Annotated in this window: 14 protein-coding genes and 1 pseudogene; 12 read left to right on the top strand and 3 right to left on the bottom strand. The window is 69.7% G+C overall.

From position 1 onward, the window contains the following. Positions 1 to 133: 133 nt before the first annotated feature. The 7 genes from AB0H32_RS25560 to AB0H32_RS25590 all read left to right on the top strand — a co-directional run bounded on the left by AB0H32_RS25560 (position 134) and on the right by AB0H32_RS25590 (position 7,975). On the top strand, positions 134 to 1,300 hold the full coding sequence (locus AB0H32_RS25560) for a S8 family serine peptidase (RefSeq protein ID WP_361124671.1): 1,167 nt from the start codon (positions 134 to 136) through the stop codon (positions 1,298 to 1,300). 111 nt (positions 1,301 to 1,411) lie between these two features. Beyond that, positions 1,412 to 1,753 carry a WXG100 family type VII secretion target gene (locus AB0H32_RS25565; RefSeq protein WP_361124672.1) on the top strand — a complete coding sequence of 114 codons (342 nt, stop codon included), beginning with the start codon at positions 1,412 to 1,414 and terminating at the stop codon, positions 1,751 to 1,753. Between the two features lie 38 nt (positions 1,754 to 1,791). After that, a complete protein-coding gene (locus AB0H32_RS25570; protein WP_361124674.1) occupies positions 1,792 to 2,094 on the top strand; it encodes a WXG100 family type VII secretion target in 303 nt (100 codons plus the stop codon). Between the two features lie 111 nt (positions 2,095 to 2,205). Next, positions 2,206 to 3,174: a serine/threonine protein kinase gene (locus AB0H32_RS25575; protein ID WP_361124676.1), complete on the top strand. Its 969-nt coding sequence runs from the start codon at positions 2,206 to 2,208 to the stop codon at positions 3,172 to 3,174. A gap of 8 nt (positions 3,175 to 3,182) precedes the next feature. Next, positions 3,183 to 5,414 carry a serine/threonine-protein kinase gene (locus AB0H32_RS25580; protein WP_361124678.1) on the top strand — a complete coding sequence of 744 codons (2,232 nt, stop codon included), beginning with the start codon at positions 3,183 to 3,185 and terminating at the stop codon, positions 5,412 to 5,414. Positions 5,415 to 5,448: 34 nt separating this feature from the next. Further along, the gene (locus AB0H32_RS25585) at positions 5,449 to 7,530 is read left to right on the top strand and encodes a PQQ-binding-like beta-propeller repeat protein (RefSeq protein ID WP_361124680.1); all 2,082 of its coding nucleotides are present in this window, start codon (positions 5,449 to 5,451) and stop codon (positions 7,528 to 7,530) included. Positions 7,531 to 7,576: 46 nt separating this feature from the next. Beyond that, positions 7,577 to 7,975: a hypothetical protein gene (locus tag AB0H32_RS25590; protein ID WP_361124706.1), complete on the top strand. Its 399-nt coding sequence runs from the start codon at positions 7,577 to 7,579 to the stop codon at positions 7,973 to 7,975. On the opposite strand, the pseudogene AB0H32_RS25595 reads toward AB0H32_RS25590, so the two are convergent. Both AB0H32_RS25595 and eccCa read right to left on the bottom strand, forming a co-directional pair. Further along, a pseudogene (locus tag AB0H32_RS25595) lies at positions 7,924 to 8,404 on the bottom strand (hypothetical protein). The gene AB0H32_RS25590 and the pseudogene AB0H32_RS25595 sit on opposite strands and share 52 nt — an antisense overlap. 77 nt (positions 8,405 to 8,481) lie before the next feature. Next, the gene (gene eccCa / locus AB0H32_RS25600) at positions 8,482 to 12,447 is read right to left on the bottom strand and encodes a type VII secretion protein EccCa (RefSeq protein ID WP_361124682.1); all 3,966 of its coding nucleotides are present in this window, start codon (positions 12,445 to 12,447) and stop codon (positions 8,482 to 8,484) included. 300 nt (positions 12,448 to 12,747) lie between these two features. On the opposite strand from eccCa, the gene eccD reads away from it, so the two are divergent. Both eccD and AB0H32_RS25610 read left to right on the top strand, forming a co-directional pair. Further along, positions 12,748 to 14,247, top strand: coding sequence for a type VII secretion integral membrane protein EccD (eccD, locus tag AB0H32_RS25605; protein ID WP_361124704.1), 1,500 nt, complete (start codon positions 12,748 to 12,750; stop codon positions 14,245 to 14,247). A gap of 320 nt (positions 14,248 to 14,567) precedes the next feature. Then, positions 14,568 to 16,058: a PQQ-binding-like beta-propeller repeat protein gene (locus AB0H32_RS25610; protein ID WP_361124684.1), complete on the top strand. Its 1,491-nt coding sequence runs from the start codon at positions 14,568 to 14,570 to the stop codon at positions 16,056 to 16,058. A gap of 50 nt (positions 16,059 to 16,108) precedes the next feature. Here the strand turns inward: AB0H32_RS25610 and AB0H32_RS25615 are convergent, their stop codons facing one another. Beyond that, positions 16,109 to 16,402, bottom strand: coding sequence for a DUF397 domain-containing protein (locus tag AB0H32_RS25615; RefSeq protein WP_361124686.1), 294 nt, complete (start codon positions 16,400 to 16,402; stop codon positions 16,109 to 16,111). 271 nt (positions 16,403 to 16,673) lie between these two features. Here AB0H32_RS25615 and rpsO point away from each other — a divergent pair, with 271 nt between their 5' ends. The 3 genes from rpsO (at position 16,674) to AB0H32_RS25630 (ending at position 20,910) form a co-directional block, all read left to right on the top strand. Next, positions 16,674 to 16,961, top strand: a complete 288-nt coding sequence (rpsO, locus tag AB0H32_RS25620; protein ID WP_016432306.1) for a 30S ribosomal protein S15 — start codon at positions 16,674 to 16,676, stop codon at positions 16,959 to 16,961. Positions 16,962 to 17,314: 353 nt separating this feature from the next. Further along, complete coding sequence (locus AB0H32_RS25625) at positions 17,315 to 19,534, top strand: polyribonucleotide nucleotidyltransferase (RefSeq protein ID WP_361124688.1); 2,220 nt, start codon at positions 17,315 to 17,317, stop codon at positions 19,532 to 19,534. Further along, the gene (locus AB0H32_RS25630) at positions 19,531 to 20,910 is read left to right on the top strand and encodes a pitrilysin family protein (RefSeq protein WP_361124690.1); all 1,380 of its coding nucleotides are present in this window, start codon (positions 19,531 to 19,533) and stop codon (positions 20,908 to 20,910) included. Before AB0H32_RS25625 ends, AB0H32_RS25630 begins: the two co-directional genes overlap by 4 nt. The last annotated feature ends 29 nt before the right edge of the window (positions 20,911 to 20,939 follow it).

The raw sequence follows: 20,939 nt of genomic DNA on the forward strand, positions 1-20,939 counted from the left end.
ACAAGCGAGGACGTACGCGGGCATGAAGCCAGGGACCAGCCGACGTGGCACAAAAGATTTGCGCCCTATGGGGCGCGGCGGTAGAAGCCTGTCCATCGTGTGCTCCGCGCTGGGCGCGTTGACCGTCGTTTCCATGTCCCTGGCTCCTGGTGCCGCGGCCGCGGACGTCCGGTCGAAGCAGTGGTACCTGGGCGCGATGCAGGCCGACGACATGTGGAAGGCGAGCACTGGTAAGGGGGTGAAGGTTGCCGTCATCGATACTGGCGTCAACCCGGCCACCCCTTCTCTGAAGGGGCAGGTGCTCGTCGGTGAGGTGGCCAAGCCCGTGTCCTACCACGTCACCCAGGATTTCGACGGGCACGGAACGAGCATGGCCGAGTTGATCGCCGGAACGGGTGTCGGCGGCGGAATAAAGGGGCTTGCCCCGGATGCGAAGATTATTCCGTATCGCGTGCAACTTGATTCCCTGAAGGACAAGGCAGAGAAGGCGAAGACCGCCACTCTCGCTGCGGATATCAGGGCCGCTGCAGACAGTGACGCGAAGATCATCAACATGTCACTCGGTGGCCCCCTGTACGATCCGGCGGAAAAGGAGGCTGCCAAATATGCGGCCTCCAAGGGGAAGTTGCTATTCGCTTCGGTCGGTAATGAGGCGGAGACGAAGAACAACCAGATCGAATATCCCGCCTTCTATCCGTACGTCAATGGTGTCTCCGCTGCCGACCAGTCCGGCAAAGTTGCCAAGTTCGCGGAGCACGGCGAGTACGTCGACTTTGCGGCACCTGGAGTCAACGTACCCGGCTGGTGCGACAACACCTTCAAACAGTACTGCAGCACTGAAGGCACCAGTGCCGCCTCCGCCATCGCCTCCGCCTCCGCCGCCCTGGTCTGGTCCGCACACCCCGACTGGACGGCCAACCAGGTTCTTCGGGCGCTGATCGATACGGCCGGCCGTAAGTGGCCGAAGGGTGAGCGGAGCCTCTATCTCGGCTATGGCATCGTGCGTCCGCGCATGGTGCTCGACAATCCGCACATCAATCCCGGCCCGGCCAACGTGGACCCCCTCGCCGCCTCGAACTCGGCAGGCGACGACGACACCTCGGCCACCCCCACCCCCTCGGCCTCCTCCAGCCGGCCCGCGAAGCACGCCGGTTCCACCAGCGGCCCCACCTCTGCCGCCGCGAAGGACTCCGACTCCGGGAGCAACACGACGACCTGGGTGATCATCGGCGCCGTGGCGGCCGTACTCGTTGTCGGAGGCGCCGGTTTCGGCGTGCTACGGGCGCGTCGTAACACCTGAGCGGTCTCCCGCATACCTGCTCACTCGCCGAGTGAGCAGAGGCCCGCTTGCCCGCAGTGCTGGGCCTGACTCAGCACCGGGCAAGGCCAGTTCACACAGAAAGGCATCGAAATGGCGACAGGCACTCAGAAAATCACCAAAGACAGTGTTGTCGGTCTCGAAAAGGAGCTGCTGACCCGCTTCGACGAGATCAAGGGCCAGCTCAAGCACCTCCAGCACATGATCGACACGCTGGAGGGTCACTGGAAGGGCATCGGCGCCGGCGCGTTCAACGCCAAGCAGACCGAGATCAACGAGCGCATGGTCCGGATGGGCAACATCCTGGTCAAGTTCATCGATGCCATGAACACGACCATGAAGATCAACGACAGCACCGAGGACCAGGTCCGCGCCAGCGTCCAGGGCATTGACGTGGACTACGGCGGCTCGCACTCGGCGCTGTCCGGCTACTGATCCAGGCCACACCACCACTTCTCACCAAAGGAGGAATCATGGGCGTCCACAACAACGGCGTGACGGAAGTTCATTACGACCGTCTTGACGAGATGGCGACTCAGATCGGCCAGCAGGCCTCACAGCTCGAGGCCGGCCTCGAAGCCATCAAGAGCAAGGTCCAGCAGGTTTCCAGCATGTGGGAGGGCGAGGCCCACAACACGTACCGCGAGCAGCAGACCGCATGGGACCGCGAGGCCCGGGGCATCCACGAGGCCCTCGTCGCCATCGGCCACGCCGTGCACGCCGCCGGCGGTGACTACATGGGCGGCGACAAGAAGGCCGCCAGCTACTTCCAGTAAGTGGTCGGCAACATCGGCACGTCGCGACTGCGGGGTGGGCACGCACGGAGGGTGCCCGCCCCCAGCCGTGTCCGAGACGGACTCGGCAGAGCGGAATAACCAGGACAGGGAATGCACGCCACAGGTGGCGCCACGGGTGTGGCCGCCGGGGAAGATCCGGACAGAGCCGTGAAGACACGGCGGCGAGTGGGCCCGTACACCCTCATCACCGCGCTGGACGATCCGCGTACCAAGATCCCCGTCCCCGAGCGGCGTTACATCGCCCGCAGCACCGACGGTCAGCACACCGTACTGCTCTCCCTCCCGCAACCGGGAACCGACGCCCAGCGCTTCCTCGCCGAAGCGGACGGCTCCCGCTACTTGCTCGGGCCCTGTGCCGCCCCGGCCACGGCCCTCGCCGGACCGGGCGAGCCCGCCTGGTACTCCCGGCCCTACCAGCCCGTTGTGCCTTTGCCGACCGCCCTCGCCGTACAGGGCGGTCCGCTGCCCGAGCGGACCGTACGCGCACTGGGCGTGGCCCTCGCCGAGACGCTGGCCGTCCTGCACGGGCAGGGGCTGACGTTCGCCGGCGTGTCACCGGCGGCCGTTCTCCTCGCCGCCGACGGGCCCCGTCTGTCCTGCTTCGGCGCGGTCCGTGCGGCCGCGCCGGACGGTTCGTCCCGCTCCGGGCTCCCGGAGCTGGAAGCGGGCAGTCTGCCCCCTGAGCAGGCGTCCGGCGGACGACCTCGGCCCCTCGGGGACGTCTACGCCCTCGGGGCGACGCTCGCCTACGCCGCCACCGGCCATACGACGCCCGAACGGGACGAGCTTCCCGCCGCCTTCCGTACGGTCATCGCCCGCTGTCTGTCCCGCGATCCGAGCAACCGTCCCCAACTGACGGACATAGTCGACGAGTTGTCGACGGACACGGGCATCGAGGCCGGTGCCGGGGATCGCGCCGCCGGACTCTTCACCCCCGGCTGGCTTCCCGGCCGTGTCATCGCCGCCCTCGCCCATCAGTCGGCCGCGGTCCTCAGCGCGGAGATTCCTGTCGGCGCCGCGCCCGTACCGCACACCAGCCCCCTACCTCAACCGAACTGACGACAGCCATGCCCTCCCCTCTCACGCACGACGATCCTCAAGCGCTCGGCCCGTACTTCCCGATCGCCCGCCTCGGCAGCGGCGGCATGGGCACCGTCTATCTCGCGCGCACGGCAGGCGGCCGTACCGTGGCACTGAAGACGATGCACGCTCGCATCGCCTCCGACCCGGCCTTCCGTACCCGGTTCCGGCTGGAGACCGACGCGGCCCGGGTCGTGGGGGAGCGGTTCGGCGCAGGGGTGGTCGACGCCGACCCGCGGGCCGAGATGCCGTGGTTGGCGACCGAGTACGTGCTCGGGCCGCCCCTCGACGAGGCCGTGCGGCTGTGCGGTCCGCTGCCCGAGGCGTCCGTACGGGCGCTGGGGGCGGCGCTGTGCGGGGCGCTGGGGCAGCTGCACGCGTCCGACGTCGTCCACCGTGACCTCAAGCCGTCCAACATCCTGATCACCGCCTACGGACCGAAGGTGATCGACTTCGGCATCGCACGCGCGGCCGGCGACGACCACCTCACTCGTGTGGGGGTCGCCATCGGCACCCCCGCCTTCATGTCGCCGGAGCAGGCGAGCGGACAGGAACACACGGCCACGGGCGACGTCTTCGCGCTCGCCGGTCTGCTGGTCTTCGCCTCCACCGGACGTCCGCCCTTCGGGCACGGTCAGGCGGCGGATCTGCTGTACCGGGTGCAGTACACCGAGGCCGACTTGAGCGGTGTGCCCGACAGCCTCGTGCCGGTGCTCGCGCAGTGCCTGGACAAGAACCCGTTCCGGCGGCCGACCACTGGGTGGCTTGCCAGTCAACTACACGATGGCGCAGGTGAGTTCGCCGACCATCTGCCGGACGCGCTGCTGGCGGACATCGGGAGGCGGGCGAGCGAGGTCTGGCACGTCGCACCGCAGCGGTTGCCGGCTCCGGCCGATGAGCCGGCTCCTGCGTCTACGGCCGTGCCCGTACGGTGGTCCCGCCGACGTCTGCTGCTCACCGGCGGCGGTGCCGCGCTGGGCGTCGCGGCCGCGGGGGCGGTGGGCGCGTGGGCCTGGAGCGAGCGGGCCGTTGCCCCGAGGACACAGCCTGCGCCCGGCCCCAGTAACAGCCAGCTGCCAAGGAAGCAGCTGGACTCCCTCTGGCAGATCCAGGTCGAGGACACATACAACGGCGGCTTCACAGAGGGACCCCTGGACTCCTTTCCGGTGCCACTGCACGCCGTTGACGACGTGGTGGTGGTGATGGCCGGAAACTACCTGGAAGGTGTCATCGCGCAGCGCGGGAAAGTCGTCTGGTCGTCGATCAACTCGCCTATTCCGTGGCAGATCGCTTCCGACACCGGTCGCATCTTCATGGTGAAGGACGTGGACGACCACTACACCGGATCCGATTCCTCGCATGCGCGCCCGCTGGCTCTGGCCTTGATCGACGTCCACACCGGCAAGGTCGGGAAGCCCTTCGCACAGTTCACCGACCTCAACGGGCTCATGTTCAACCAGGCGCTGTGCACCGCGGACGGGGTGGCCTACGCGGTGGCCGGGCGCGGCAAGTTCTCCTTCAGCTTCCTCGCCTCCCAGTCCTGGTACGTGATCGCGGTCGACATCAGCACCGGCAAGCGACTGTGGAAGGCACCGCTGCCCCGCAGGCACCAGGAGGTACCGCACCCGTTCTTCCTCGGAGCCTCAGTCGTGGGGAACCGTCTTGTGGCGCTCCAGGAGGCGAACGACGGCAGCGTGCATGCCGTCGCACGCGACACGGGTACGGGAACCGTCCGCTGGGACCGCAAGCTGGACGGCGTCGTTCCGGACCGGGTACGGGAGTCCCTGGTCACCGATGCGCAGCACCTGTACGTGGGCGCCGGCCGGCTGAGGGCACTGCGGCTCGCTGACGGGAGTGTGGCCTGGGACTCCGCGTCCGAACGACCGGGTCGCACCTATGGCCTTCCGGTGATCGAGGCAGGCACCTTGTACGCCGTCGAGAAAGGACTCGGACTCGTCGCCTTCGACCCGGCGAGCGGGCGCGTCAAGTGGCAGGAAAAGGGTGGGCAGGGGACCGGCGCGGACCTGGGTGCCCCGCCCGTGGTCGGCTCCGACTACGCGTACACCAAGCGAGGATCGCGGCTGTGGGCGATCGATCTGTCCTCCCACCGGCCGGCCCACTCCTACCGGACCACCGGTGAGCGTTTCATGATCCACGAGAAGGCGGGGGAGGTCATCGCGCTGGGCGGCCACTTCCTCGCGGCTTTCCCCTTGCGGTGAACCGTCCGGTGCACAGAACAGAAAGCGATGAGCGATGAGACCCCTGGGGACCGGTGACCCGATCCGGCTCGGCCCGTACCGGCTGCTCGGAGTGCTGGGCGAGGGCGGCATGGGCAAGGTGTACGTAGGGCAGGACCACGCGGGCACCGTCGCCGCCGTGAAGGTGCTCCGACCCGAGCTCGCCCATGACACGGGCCTCGCCCAGCGGTTCGTGCGCGAGGCGCTGGCGGCGGCGGCCGTGAGCAGTCCGGGCGTGGCCGCGGTGCTGGGCGCACAGACCGAGGGCGGACGGCCCTGGATCGCCACCGAGTTCCTGGCCGGGCCGACCCTGGACCAGATCGTGGACCGGCTCGGCGCGCTGGACGACGCGGGACTGCGCGCCCTGGCGGTCTCTGTCGCCCGTACCCTGCGCGACATCCACGCGGCCGGGTTCGTCCATCGTGACCTCAAGCCGCCGAACATCGTGCTCACCTCGAACGGCCCACGGGTCATCGACTTCGGCATCGCACGCCCCGAGCACGGCCTGACGCTCACCACCACCGGACAGATCCCGGTCACCCCGGGGTACGGCGCCCCCGAGCAGGTGCTCGGCCGGCGCGTCACTCCGGCCGCCGATGTCTTCTCCCTCGGCGCTGTCCTCGTGTACGCGGCCACCGGGTACCGGGCGTTCGACGGCACCCATGTCGCTGCGGTCCAGTACGAGGTCGTCCACGGCGAACCACGCTGGCACGGTCTCTCGCCGGAGCAGCACGCCCTGATCGCCCCGTGCCTGGCGAAGGAGGCGGCGGGGCGGCCCACCCCTGAGCAGATCGCCGGGGCCTTCGCCGTGTCCAGGAAGTCCGACGCCGTGTGGAAGCGCGGTCCGGTGGCCGATGCGATCAGGGAGCGGGAACGTGAGATTCGGGAACTGACCGCACCGCTGCTGACGACCCAGACCGCGGTGGGGCCGAGCCGGCGAAGACTGCTCACCGGGGCCGCGGCAGGTGGCGCGCTGCTGGCGGCGACGGGCGGCACGGGATGGTGGCTGCTGCGCGACGGTGGCCCGGGCGACAAGAACCTGTTCACCCTGCCGCCCGCGGTGAAGACACCGACGGCGCGCATCCTGTCCGCCGACGACGGCGACTTCATCGTCGGCGGCCAGATCAAACCGCTCTGGAAGCACGATGCGGCGGTGAGAACGCATGCGCCGGCTCCGCTGCCGGTCCGAGACGTGGTCATCGCCGGTGCCAAGTCCGGCGGTATAGCAGCGTTCAACGTCGTCGACGGCAAACAGCGCTGGCTGGTCTCCGACCTGGAGATGACATGCGGCTACCTGTCGCTCTCCGACCGGCTGCTCGTGGCTGCCGACAAAGGAGGCACGCTGCGTACCTTCGTCCCGTCCACGGGCGAGCCCAGGTGGACGGCCAAGGCCGATGCCGAGGCGCTGTTGGCCGTCGATGAGGAGGCGGTGTACGTCGTGACGAAGGACCACCGGTTGCGTGCGGTGGGGCGTTCCGATGCGAGGCTGCGCTGGACCGTGTCGGTGCCGGAGCGGTTCAGGACCGGCCTTTCCCGCCAAGGGACGGTCGACAGCGGAACACTGGTCGTCTCGACAACCGCTGGACACGCGCTGGCGGTCAGTACGAAGACCGGCCGCACCCTGTGGACGGTGTACGACCAGGCGAAGAAGACTCAGCTCGTTCCGGTGGCCAGCGACGGTGTGGTCTATCTCAACGGCAGGACACTGTCCGGCCGGAGAATCTCGGACGGCAAGGAGGTCTGGCGGGGGCTGAACGAATCCGGGACCTCGTCGGAATGGGGTCCGGCCGGCGTCTTCGACGACTATGTGTTCGCGACCGTCGGCGGTTTCACCGAGCGGCTCAGCCTCCGCAAGGGCCGCAAGGACTGGTTCGCTCCAAACGGTACCGACGGGAGTCCGGTCCTGTTCCAGGGCAGCGGCGTATGGCTCCTCGAAGACCAGAACGACGGCCTCTCGGTGCGCACCCTGAGCGTCAAGGACGGCTCCAACATCTGGTACTACGACCCTCGCTGGATCTCCGATCTCAAGCTCGCGGTCGGCGGTAACCGAGTCTTCGTCACGGCCGGCAACAGCCTGATCGCCCTGCCGGTCTTCTGACCACCCCGCACTCGAAACGCCGAGTCCGGACTCGGACCGGAAACTGGTGTTCATCTCCTTGAGGAGGTCCGCCTTCCAGGCCTTCATGTTGCCCGAATCGGAGAACGGCGCCGTTGCCAGTGTCAGGCTCAGGTCCGTCTGCAGCTTCTCCAGGCTTTCGAGTTCCTTGCCCCTGGCGCTGGCGTGGGAGTTCACCATGTCCGTCCAGAACTGCAGGGTGCCCTTGCCGCCCAGACCAGGAGTCCGCCTGGGGGTGGGCGTCCGCGAACTCCAGTGCGGTCCTGTCGATGAACTCGCGGCTCACCTTGGGGTTGACACCGGCCCGGTGTGCCTTGTCCGCCTTGGCCTTGAGGTTGTTCTGGGCGTCCTCTTTCAGGGTCGCGAGCTTCTTGGTCATCTCCTCCCAGTCGGTGACGGCCTCACCGAGAGGGTGCCCGCGATGTAGGACTCGTCGGCGGCGTGCTGGTTCTTGGTGCAGCGCATGTGGTTGGAGATGTGGGCACAGGCGTCGAGCAGGGTCTGAACCTGGTCGACCCAGTGCTCGGCGACGTGATCGAGGGCGGCCCCGAGAGCGAAACCCTCGCTCTCGGGGGCGCCCCCCCCGAGGAGCCGCTGGTGGTCGGGGGGGTGAACGGCGCCTGGAGCAGCCGGCGCCACCCGCCACGGGCGCCACGACCCTGATCGGCGTGGGGGGCGGCGCGGCGCGCGCCCGCCCGCCCCCCCCGCCGCTAGGTCCGTCTGGTGGACGGTGAGGTCACCGGCCCGTGCTGCTGCCGCCGCCTCCACCGTCGGCAGCCAGTTGATTCAGCTGCATGTGTGCCGGCTGACCCTTGGCGGCTTCGCTCTTCAGCTGTTCCCACTCGTCCCACGCCATGCGCGTGCTTCCTCCCCGTTCCCCGTCCCCCGCCCGGAGGCGGGGGCTTCGTCAGTACGGCCGCCGGAACAGCGGCCTCAGTACTCCACGTCCACCAATCCCGTCTGAACCAACGGCTTGCCCCGCTTCCGCGACACGAACACGCCCCGCCCCGCCGGCATCGGCCGCGGCCGGACTCCGTTGAGGATGTCGCCCTCGGCCGGGTCGCCGGCCAGGACGATGCCCTGGGCGCCCAGTTCCTTCATGCGCTGCATGAACGGCTCGTACGACGCCCGTCCCGCGCCCGCGGAGGAGCGGGCGATGATGAAGCGGACGCCGACGTCGCGGGCGAAGGGGAGGAGTTCCGTCAGGCCATTGAGCGGGTTGCCGCTGGAGGTGGAGACCAGGTCGTAGTCGTCGACGACCACGAACACCTGCGGGCCCCGCCACCAGCTCCGGTCCCGCAGCTGCTGCGCGGTGACGTCGGCCGTCGGTGTGCGGCGCTGCATCAGGTCCGCCAGGGCCGCCATGTGGTGGTCCATCTGGCTCGACATCGGGATGTACTCGGCCAGGTGCGAGGTCGGCGTGATGTCCAGCAGGGAGCGGCGGTTGTCGACGACGAAGAACTTGGCCTCGTCGCCGCTGTAGCGCAGCGTGAGCTGCTTGATGAGCAGCCGCAGCAGGTTGGACTTGCCGGACTCGCTCTCGCCGAAGATCATGAAGAACGGATCCTGGTCGAAGTCGACGAACACCGGCTCGAGGTTGTCCTCGTCGAGCGCGAAGGCGACGCCCCGCTTCGGGAAGCGGTCGCCCGGCGGGAGTTCGACGGCCTCCAGCTGGCGCGGCAGCAGCCGTACCTTCGGCGCGCCCGGCGCCTGCCAGTGGCGGCCGACCTCGGTGGTCAGCGCCGCCGTGGCTTCGGCGAGGTCCGTGTCGGAGGTCAGGCCGTCGATCCGCGGGACGGCCGCCATGAAGTGCAGCTTCTGGGGGGACAGACCGCGGCCGGGAACGCCCGAGGGCACGTTCGCCGCCACCTTGCGGTCGATCTCGGAGTCCATCACGTCGCCCAGGCGCAGCTCCAGGCGGTTCATGAGGTGGTCCTTGAGGTTCGCCCGGACCTCCATCGAGCGCGACGCGGTGATGATCACGTGGATGCCGTAGCCGAGACCCCGGGCGGCGATGTCCAGGACGGCCGGCTCCAGAGCCTCGTAGTCCGTACGGAAGTTGCCCCAGCCGTCGATGACGAGGAACACGTCACCCCACGGCTGTTCCGTGACGGAGATGTCGCCGCGTGCCCGGCGGGACCGGAAGTCGGCGATGGAGGCGATCCCGGCCGAGCGGAAGTACTCCTCGCGGCCCGTCAGCACGCCGTAGACCTCGGAGACCGCACGGCGCACCCGCTCAGGGTCCAGGCGGGAGGCGATGCCGCCCACGTGCGGCAGGTCCTGCACCGCGGCCATACCGCCGCCACCGAAGTCCAGCCCGTAGAACTGCACCTCGTACGGCGTGTGCGTGAGCGCGAAGGAGCAGATCAGTGAGCGCAGGAGGGTGGACTTGCCGGACTGCGGGCCGCCGATGATCTGCATGTGGCCGGCCGCGCCCGAGAAGTCGAGCTGCAGGCGGTCGCGGCGCTGCTCGTAGGGCTTGTCGACCAGGCCGACCGGGACGACCAGGCGTCCCGCACCCTCGTAGCCGGGCTGGGTCAGGCCGCGGCCCTGCTCCGCCGCGAGTCCGGGCAGCAGCGCGTCCATCGACGGCGGGCTCTCCAGCGGCGGCAGCCACACCTGGTGCGCCGCCGGGCCCTGAGCCTCCAGTCGGCGCACGATCACGTCGAGGACCGTGTCGGCCAGGGCGTCGTCCACGCCCGGCGCCGACTCCGTCTGCTGCTGGGGCACGATGGTGTACTGCACGGGCACCTCCGCCGCCGTGAACAGCACGGGCCGCCGGTCAACCGGCAGCGGTCCGCCCACCAGCGCCGATCGCTGCGAACCCGTGCGGTAGACGCCGGAGACGTACGCCGCCTTGAAGCGGACCATTTCGTCCGTGCCGAACTTCAGGAAGCCGGAACCGGGGACGTTCGGGAGTTCGTAGGCGTCGGGGACACCGAGGGCCGCGCGGGACTCCGCGGCGGAGAACGTGCGCAGACCGATGCGGTACGACAGATAGGTCTCCAGACCGCGCAGACGGCCCTCCTCCAGGCGCTGCGAGGCCAGCAGCAGGTGCACGCCCAGCGACCGGCCGATGCGGCCGATCTGCACGAACATCTCGATGAAGTCCGGCTTCGCGGTCAGCAGCTCGCTGAACTCGTCGATCACCAGCACCAGGGAGGGGACCGGCTGCAGCGGGGCGCCGGCCGCGCGGGCCTTCTCGTAGTCGTGGATGTTGGCGTAGTTGCCGGCGTCGCGCAGCATCTCCTGGCGCCGGTTCAGCTCACCGCGGATCGAGTCGCCCATGCGGTCGACCAGCGTCAGGTCGTCGGCCAGGTTGGTGATCACGGCCGCGACGTGCGGCATCTGCGCCATGCCGGCGAAGGTGGCGCCGCCCTTGAAGTCGGCGAGGACGAAGTTCAGGGTCTCCGAGGAGTGCGTGACGGCGAGGCCCAGCACCAGCGTGCGCAGCAGCTCCGACTTGCCGGAACCGGTCGCGCCGACGCACAGGCCGTGCGGGCCCATGCCCTCCTGTGCGGCCTCCTTGAGGTCCAGCATCACCGGGCGGCCGTCCTCGCCGAGACCGATCGGCACCCTCAGCCGCTCGGCCAGCGCGCGCGGGCGCCAGGTCCGCTTGGTGTCGACGGAGGCCGCGTCACCGAGGCCGAGCAGATCCGTGAACTCCAGGTTGGCGAGCAGCGGCTCGTCGTCGTCACCGCCGGACGCCATGCGCAGCGGCGCCAGCTGCCGGGCCAGTGCCTCGGCGGACTCGTAGGAGAGCGCGTCGGGGGTCCCCTCGTAGACCATCCCGTGCCCGGACTCCAGGCTCAGGGAGCCCGGCTGGACGACCACGGACAGGTCGCCGCCCGCGCTCGTCAGCTCGCCCGGGACCACCTCGACCACGGTGACACCCTGCAGGCCCTCCGGGTTGGCGAGCACGGAGTCGGGCAGCAGCGACAGGTCGTCCAGGACGAGCACGATGTGCGGTTCGTCCAGCAGCGGTGCCGCTCCGGGGTGGAAGCGCGGGCGGCCGGTCAGCCGGGCGGACAGCAGGTCCTCCAGCTCGCGGGTGTCGGCACTGATCAGCCTGCGGGTGCCCGCGCCGTCCAGGAGGCCGGAAGCCTGCACATGCGGCAGCCACTTCGCCCAGTCCCAGTGCGGCAGCGCCTCGCGTCCGGCGGCGACCGCGATGATCAGGTCCTGGGGGGAGTGCAGCGAGGCCAGCGAGCCGACCAGCGCCCGGGCCGAGGCCCGTACCGACTGCGGCTCACCGCTGACGGTGACGTGGTAGAAGGCGCGCAGCGAGACCGCCATCGGCAGGTCGCTGAGGGTGCTGTGCGCGGCGAGGAAACGCTGCATGGCGCCCGCGGTCAGCGGCTCCAGCTGCTCGACGGGCCCCGTCTCCGGGGGGACGAGCGTGGTCGCGAGGGGCTGCGGGCCGAGGCCGATGCGCACGTGCGCGAAGTCCTCGTCGCCCGGCCGCCGCTCCCACACCCGGCTGCCCTCGGCGACGAGCGCCCACAGCTGCTCGGGGGAGGGGTGCAGGTAGTACTGCGCGTCCCGCTGCGCCTTCGCCGTCCGAACCGCGGACTTGCGGGTCTGCGACAGATAGCTGAGGTAGTCGCGGCGCATGTCGGCCAGCTGGCCCTGGGAACCGCGGCGGAACCGGACCACCATCGCGATGGACATCGCCACCGTCGAGGCGATCATGACCATGCCCATGATCTTCATGAACGGCTGACCGTTCGTGAAGAAGAAGACCACGGAACCGCCCATGCCGAGCGTGGGCAGCAACTGCATGAGCACGCTCTCCTGATGCCCCCGAGGCAGCTCGGGCGGCGGCTGGACAGCGACCTCTTCCGTGGGTACTTCGGACGGAAGCGCGCGAGGGGGGCGCTTGACGACAATCTGGCTCACTGCTCACCAATTCCCTTGCCCGACCCAGGCTTTCCGCCCGCCGCCCCGTGTCCGGCGAGCGCAGGCCGCCGCGTGATCCTACTGAGTTCACGGCACACCGGTGAGCGGTAGGGTGCCGGATGTTCGCGTGAGCACACGCCAAGCAGGCCGGATGTACCGGGACAACCCGCCCGAAGTCGGAGGGGATCGGCCCCGGAATCCTGTCGTACGGCACTCGTGCCGCCACACACAGGGCGGACCGGCACGAGACCTTCACGAAGTAGACGCACCACCACCACTGAGGGGGAGCAGCAGGTGAGCATGACGGCCACCGCCACCGGCGGACCCGGTACGGGGGCGGCTTCCGGACCCGGCACGGGACTCGGCTTCTGCCGGGTGACCATCGTCGCGCCGGACAGCCGCATCGACGTGGCACTGCCCGACGACGTCCCGGTCGCCGACCTCTACCCGGAGATCCTCCGGCTGTCCCAGCAGAGCCCCGATGCGGGCGCCCCGGTCGGCTATCACCTGGTCCGCACCGACGGCACCGTGCTGGACAGTTCCCGTTCGTTCGCCGCCCAGCGCATTCTCGACGGCGAACTCCTCACCCTGCGCCCGTTCTCGGAGTCCCTGCCGCCGGCCGTGTTCGACGACGTCGCCGAGGCCGTCGCCTCCGCCGTCACCAAGCAGCACACCCTGTGGAGCGGTGAGCTGACCCGGGCCGCGGGCCTCATCGGCGGCGGGGTGCTGCCGACGCTCCTCGCGTTCGTCGCCTGGACCGCCGATCCACACCACGACATGAACGGCCTGGCCGGCATCCTCGCCGCCGTCACCGGCATCCTCCTGGTTGTGCTGTCGGCCGTACGGGCGCGCGTCTACGACGACCGCGGCTCCGCCGTCGCCCTCGGCCTCGGTGCCCTGCCCAACGTGGGTGTCGCGGGCAGCGGGTTGCTGCCCCTGTCCGACGGGCAGGGCATCGGCAGGCTGCAGTTCCTGCTGGCGTGCGCCGCGGTCCTGGTCGCGGCCCTCATCCTCGCCCTGTGCTCCCCGCACGGCGACGGACCGTTCGTGGCCTTCGTGTTCGCCTCCACCGTGGCTCTGGTCGTCGTCTTCGTCGCGACCCTGGTCCACTGGTCCCCGACCGAGATGGCCGGTCTGTGCGCACCGATCGCAGTGGGGGCACTCGCCTTCCTGCCGGGCATGTCGATGCGCTTCGCCCGGCTGCCGATCGGCTTCGAGGCCCCGAGCAACGCGCCCCGCCCCGCCTACGGCGCAGACGCCGGCGCCCAGGAGCCCGTGGACGCCGAGCGCATCGAGGCCCAGGCCCGGCGCGGCCATGAACTCCTCGTCGGCCTCGTCGGCGGATGCGCCCTCCTCGCCGTCGGCGCCGCAGCGGTGCTGGGCTTCTCCGACGGCATCTGGGCCCAGTTGCTCGCCTTCGCCACCGGGGTGGCGATGGTGATGCGCGCCCACCTCTTCCGCTACACCGCCCAGGTGGCCTCCGTCCTGGCCGCGGGCCTCGGCGCACTGGTCCTGCTGGGCCTCGGACTCGCCCTGAACCCGCCGCAGTCGGCGATTCGTGCGGCCCTCACCGGCGACCGCGCCGACCTGGACATCCGGACCGTCTGGCTGATCGCGGTCATCGCCGCGGCCACCGCCCTGGTCACGGCCCTCGGCCTGATCCTGCCGCGGGGCGGCCTGACGCCCTTCTGGGGCCGCTTCCTGGAGATCTGCGAGGGCTTCGTCCTGCTGACGCTGATCCCGCTGACCCTGGCCGTCTTCGACGTGTATGCGACCGCGCGGGCGATGACCAGTAAATGACCAGTGGGCCGATGACCAGCAAATGACCAGCCGGCCGATGACCAGCAATTGACCAGCGGGCCGCCGGGAACGCCCAGCCCCGGCGGCCCGTGAGCAGCAGGCCCGCTCGTGTCGTCGCGAGGCGCCCGGCGCGGCCGAGACCGCAGAGGAACGCGGACATCGCCGGTCACCTGCTCGGTGACGCAGTCGTGCCGGTCGTCGGCAACCCCGGCGCCGCCGCAATCACCCGCCTCCCGCGCCGCCGTAACCCCCCCGCGCCCCGCGCCGCCGTAACCCCCCCGCGCCCCGCGCCGCCGCAGCCCCCGAAGGGACCTGCCGACATGAGCTTCGGCCCACCGCCGTCGATATACACCGAGTCCGCGCAGGCGGTGGACCGGTCGAGAGCGAAACGGCGCAGGCGCGTCCTCGGAGCGGTCGCCGCCGTGGTGGCCGCCGTTCTGCTCGTCGGCGCGGGCCTGCTCTGGTACCACTCGGGCGGCCGCACGAAGGGGCGGACCGACACCGCGGCGGTCGAGCAGACCCCGGACGCCATACGCGCGACCCTGGAGAAGGCTCCCGCCTCACCGGAGGGGCAGATCGTCGTCCAGCACAACGAGGCCAACCTCACCGACAAGCCGCGGTACGCCCCCGGCACCTGGGCCACGGGCAGGATCCTCGCGCGGGCCGTCGCCCACCGGATCGAGGGCTACAAGATCGAGCCCGGCTACGACGAGACCGCCTGGAAGCTCCCGCTCGACGGCCACGTCTGTGCGGTCAGCCGCGACGTCACCGCCGACGGCAGGACCGCGGTGGTCGTCCAGCCCCCGGACTCCGGCAACAAGGGCGTCTGCGACGAGGTGCTCCTCGTCGACCTCGACACCGGCAAGAAGCTCTGGCAGAAGAAGATGCCGGCGGCCGACTTCGCCTACGTGACCAACACGAACATCGCCCTGACCCGGGGCGTCGTGGCCATCGCCTGGGGCCTCGGGTCGGCGGCGTACGACATGGACAGCGGCAAGCGGTTGTGGAACACCACCCTCGCCACGTCCCAGTGCCACGACTCGGGTTACGTGGGCGGCCGGGCTCTGCTCGCCCTCGTCACCTGCGGCCAGTCCGGCGACGCCACCTATCGGGTGGAAAAGCTCGACCCGCGGACCGGCAGGGTCGTGTGGCAGTACTCGGTCAGCCGCGGCGTCCAGGGCGTCTATCTGCCGTCCGCCGACCCGCCGGTGCTTGCCGTCGAGGCGGGGGACAGCGTGGTCACGGACCTGCTCACCCTCGATCCGAAGAACGGCCGGCGGCTGGCCACCATCTCGATGAACGGCTACGACCCCAAGTGCGGCGAGGAGGTCTACCCCGGTCCCTTCTTCGGCGTCGTCGACAAGTGCGACGGAATGGTGGTCGGCCGCGACCGGGTCTTCGTCATGAGCCAGGAGAACAACAGCGACCTGAAGAAGCCTGCCGACCGGATCACGGCCTTCGACGTCGGAAAGGGCACGAAGGCCGCCGAGTTCCAGGGCCGCCCCTTCCAACTCGTCGTCCCCGTCCGCACGAACGGTGACGACCTGATCGTCTACCGCCGCAGCATGGACGACGTCCAGCCCGCGGCCATGGTCGACTGGAACCCGCGGACCGGCAAGGAGACCCCGTACCTCCTGTTCCAGCTCCCGGAGGACGAAGAGGGCGAACTCAGCGACCCCGAGCAGTCGGACATCCGCTACGAACAGGGCCGTGCCTTCTTCGCCCGCCGCCAGCTGGAACGCGACGACAGCCATCCGAAGAGCCCGGTCCTGTCGGTGCTCGGCGTGGGTACCGCCGGGCTGAAGCACTGACATGCGAAGGGGCGGCACGCACGCGTGCCGCCCCTGTCACCACGGTGTGCTCACTGCACGTCGAGCCCTCCGTTGTGCGGCATCGGCTCCAGATCGAACTCCCCGTCCCGCGCGCCCAGCACGAACGCCCGCCACTCCGCCTCCGTGTACCGCAGCACGGTGTCGGGGTCGAGGGAGGACCGCATGGCGACCGCGCCTTCGGGCAGGTACGCGATCTCGACCCGCTCCTCGTGCTCCTCCGTGCCCGGTGCGCAGTGCCACTCGACGCCCGAGATGTCGAGCGCGTACAGCTCGTCGCGCTCCCGCTCCTTGCGCGCCTTGATCTCCGCTTCCGTCTCCGCCATCCCGAAGCGACCCCTTCCCGACGTCCGTACGATCAGGACGTTCACCCTAGTGGCCGCCCCCGCCGGCCCGGGCCGTTCCGGAACCCGGTACGAGGTGCCCGTAACCGCCTGGTACCCTGGTCGACGGCCGTTTGTGTACGCGCCCCCGGAGCCCGCTCGATGTGGGTCCCGGAGGCCGCGCCCAGCGGATCCCGCCTTCCGAGTCACGGAAGCTCCCCCGAGATGCAGACCGGGGGCACTCGGTGGCACTCACAGACTATGAGGAGTACGCGTGTCGCTCGACGCCGCTACGAAGAAGCAGATCATCGCCGAGTTCGGCCAGAAGGAGGGCGACACCGGCTCCCCCGAGGTCCAGGTCGCCATGCTCTCGCGTCGGATCTCCGACCTGACTGAGCACCTCAAGACCCACAAGCACGACCACCACTCCCGCCGTGGTCTGCTGATCCTGGTCGGTCAGCGTCGTCGCCTGCTGCAGTACCTGGCGAAGAAGGACATCCAGCGCTTCCGTACGCTGGTCGACCGCCTGGGCATCCGCCGCGGTGCGGCTGGCGCCAAGTAGGACGCCGTGAAGGGAGCGGTTCCCGGAAGGATTCGGGGGCCGCTCCCTTTGCCGTATGCGGGGCGTTGCCGCGCGTACGGAACCCATCGCCGTCCGTATGGAAACGTGCGGAGTGTCACCCACGCTTTGTAGTGTGGTAGCACAACGCAATACGGACGACACAGCACGACAACGAAAAGGAGAGGCGCACCCAGCCGCCGCCGGTCCTCGGTAGTGGCCCCCGGGGGGATGCGAGCCCCGGGAGCTTCGATCGAAGACCGGCCCGCACAGCACGGCGCGCTTCTCCACAGCCGTCCCCCTGCCACACGGGCAGCCGAGGGACGAAAGACGACAAAGTAACGGAGAAAACGCTAGTGGAGAACGAGACCCACTACGCCGAGGCCGTCATCGACAATGGCGCCTTCGGCACCCGTACCATCCGCTTCGAGACGGGCCGCCTGGCCAAGCAGGCCGCCGGTTCCGCCGTGGCGTACCTGGACGACGACACCATGGTGCTGTCGGCCACCACCGCCTCCAAGAACCCCAAGGACCAGCTCGACTTCTTCCCGCTGACGGTGGACGTCGAGGAGCGGATGTACGCCGCCGGCAAGATCCCCGGCAGCTTCTTCCGCCGTGAGGGCCGCCCCTCCGAGGACGCGATCCTCACCTGCCGCCTCATCGACCGCCCGCTGCGCCCGTCCTTCAAGAAGGGCCTGCGCAACGAGATCCAGGTCGTCGCGACGATCATGGCTCTCAACCCCGACCACCTGTACGACGTCGTGGCGATCAACGCCGCGTCCGCGTCCACGCAGCTGGCCGGTCTGCCCTTCTCCGGCCCGATCGGCGGCGTCCGCGTCGCGCTGATCAACGGCCAGTGGGTCGCGTTCCCGACGCACACCGAGCTCGAGGACGCCGTCTTCGACATGGTGGTCGCCGGCCGCGTCCTGGAGGACGGCGACGTCGCGATCATGATGGTCGAGGCCGAGGCCACCGAGGGGACCATCAAGCTGGTCGAGGGCGGCGCCGAGGCGCCGACCGAGGAGGTCGTCGCCGCCGGTCTGGAAGCCGCGAAGCCCTTCATCAAGGTGCTCTGCAAGGCCCAGGCCGACCTCGCCTCCAAGGCCGCCAAGCCGACCGGCGAGTTCCCGATCTTCCTCGACTACCAGGACGACGTCCTGGAGGCGCTCTCCGCCGCCGTCCGCCCGGAGCTCGCCTCCGCGCTGACCATCGCGGGCAAGCAGGAGCGCGAGTCCGAGCTGGACCGCGTCAAGGCGCTCGCCGCCGAGAAGCTCCTGCCGGAGTTCGAGGGCCGCGAGAAGGAGATCTCCGCCGCGTACCGCTCGCTCACCAAGCAGCTGGTCCGCGAGCGCGTGATCAAGGAGAAGAAGCGCATCGACGGCCGTGGCGTCACGGACATCCGTACGCTCGCCGCCGAGGTCGAGGCCATCCCGCGGGTGCACGGTTCCGCGGTGTTCGAGCGTGGCGAGACCCAGATCCTGGGCGTCACCACCCTCAACATGCTCCGCATGGAGCAGCAGCTGGACACCCTCTCCCCGGTGACCCGCAAGCGCTACATGCACAACTACAACTTCCCGCCGTACTCCACCGGCGAGACCGGCCGCGTCGGCTCCCCGAAGCGCCGCGAGATCGGCCACGGCGCCCTCGCCGAGCGCGCCCTCGTGCCGGTCCTGCCGACGCGCGAGGAGTTCCCCTACGCGATCCGCCAGGTCTCCGAGGCGCTGAGCTCCAACGGCTCGACGTCCATGGGCTCGGTCTGCGCCTCCACCATGTCGCTGCTGAACGCCGGTGTGCCGCTGAAGGCCCCCGTCGCCGGTATCGCCATGGGCCTGATCTCCCAGGAGATCGAGGGCGAGACGCACTACGTCACCCTCACCGACATCCTCGGTGCGGAGGACGCCTTCGGTGACATGGACTTCAAGGTCGCCGGCACCAAGGAGTTCGTGACCGCCCTCCAGCTCGACACCAAGCTGGACGGCATCCCGGCCTCCGTCCTGGCCGCGGCCCTCAAGCAGGCCCGCGACGCCCGTCTCCACATCCTCGACGTGATGATGGAAGCGATCGACACCCCGGACGAGATGTCCCCGAACGCGCCGCGGATCATCACCGTGAAGATCCCGGTCGACAAGATCGGCGAGGTCATCGGCCCCAAGGGCAAGATGATCAACCAGATCCAGGAGGACACCGGCGCCGAGATCACGATCGAGGACGACGGCACCATCTACATCGGTGCCGCCGACGGCCCGGCCGCCGAGGCCGCCCGCGCCACGATCAACGGCATCGCCAACCCGACCATGCCGGAGGTCGGCGAGCGCTACCTGGGTACGGTCGTGAAGACGACGACCTTCGGTGCGTTCGTGTCGCTGCTCCCGGGCAAGGACGGTCTGCTGCACATCTCGCAGATCCGCAAGCTCGCCGGCGGCAAGCGAGTGGAGAACGTCGAGGACGTCGTCGGCGTGGGCCAGAAGGTCCAGGTCGAGATCGCCGAGATCGACTCCCGCGGCAAGCTCTCCCTCATCCCCGTGATCGAGGGCGAGGAAGGCTCCGAGGACACGAAGGACGACGCCGAACAGTGACGTCCCGTAGCTCCAAGGCGACGGCCCGCACCTCTTCGGAGGCGCGGGCCGTCGCCCGTACCCAAACCCTCATCAAGGGGATGAACGGCATCGGTACGGTCCGCAAGACCACCCTCCCGGGCGGCCTGCGCATCGTCACCGAGACCCTGCCCTCCGTGCGCTCGGCCACCTTCGGCATCTGGGCGCACGTGGGCTCGCGCGACGAGACGCCGTCCCTGAACGGCGCCACGCACTACCTGGAGCACCTGCTCTTCAAGGGCACCGGCCGCAGGTCCGCCCTGGACATCTCCGCCGCCCTGGACGCGGTCGGCGGCGAGATGAACGCGTTCACGGCCAAGGAGTACACGTGCTACTACGCGCGCGTGCTCGACACCGACCTGCCGCTCGCCATCGACGTCGTCTGCGACATGCTGACCGGCTCGCTCATCCTCGAAGAGGACGTCAACGTCGAGCGCGGCGCGATCCTCGAAGAGATCGCGATGACCGAGGACGACCCCGGCGACTGTGTGCACGACCTGTTCGCGCACACCATGTTCGGCGACAACGCCCTCGGCCGACCCGTCCTCGGCACCGTCGACACGGTCAACGCCCTCAGCGCCGACCGCATCCGCCGCTTCTACCGCAAGCACTACGACCCCACCCACCTGGTGGTCGCCTGCGCCGGCAACATCGACCACAACAAGGTCGTACGACAGGTCCGCGCGGCCTTCGAGAAGGCGGGCGCCTTCAAGAACCTCGACGCGCAGCCCATCGCCCCGCGCGACGGCCGCCGTACGATCCGCACGACGGGCAAGCTGGAGCTGCTCGCCCGCAAGACCGAGCAGGCGCACGTCGTCCTCGGCATGCCGGGCCTGGCGCGCACGGACGACCGCCGCTGGGCCATGGGCGTGCTCAACACCGCCCTCGGCGGCGGCATGTCCTCCCGTCTCTTCCAGGAGGTCCGGGAGAAGCGCGGCCTGGCCTACAGCGTGTACTCGTACACCTCCGGCTTCGCCGACTGCGGCCTGTTCGGCGTGTACGCCGGCTGCCGCCCCAGCCAGGTGCACGACGTGCTGAGGATCTGCCGCGACGAACTCGACCACGTCGCCCAGAACGGCCTGTCGGACGAGGAGATCAACCGTGCCATCGGCCAGCTCCAGGGCTCCACCGTCCTGGGCCTGGAGGACACCGGCGCGCTGATGAACCGTATCGGCAAGAGCGAGCTGTGCTGGGGCGAGCAGATGTCCGTGGATGACATGCTGGCCCGGATAGTGGCGGTCACCCCCGACGAGGTCCGCTCGGTCGCCCGCGACATCCTGGGGCAGCGCCCGTCGCTGTCGGTCATCGGTCCGCTGAAGGACAAGCAGGCCGCACGGCTGCACGACGCCGTCGCCTGATACGTCCGGTCCAGTCACCTCCGGTCCAA

Origin of the sequence: Streptomyces sp. NPDC020362 (genome assembly GCF_040642095.1) — a bacterium.
In the GTDB taxonomy this organism is placed as follows: domain Bacteria; phylum Actinomycetota; class Actinomycetes; order Streptomycetales; family Streptomycetaceae; genus Streptomyces.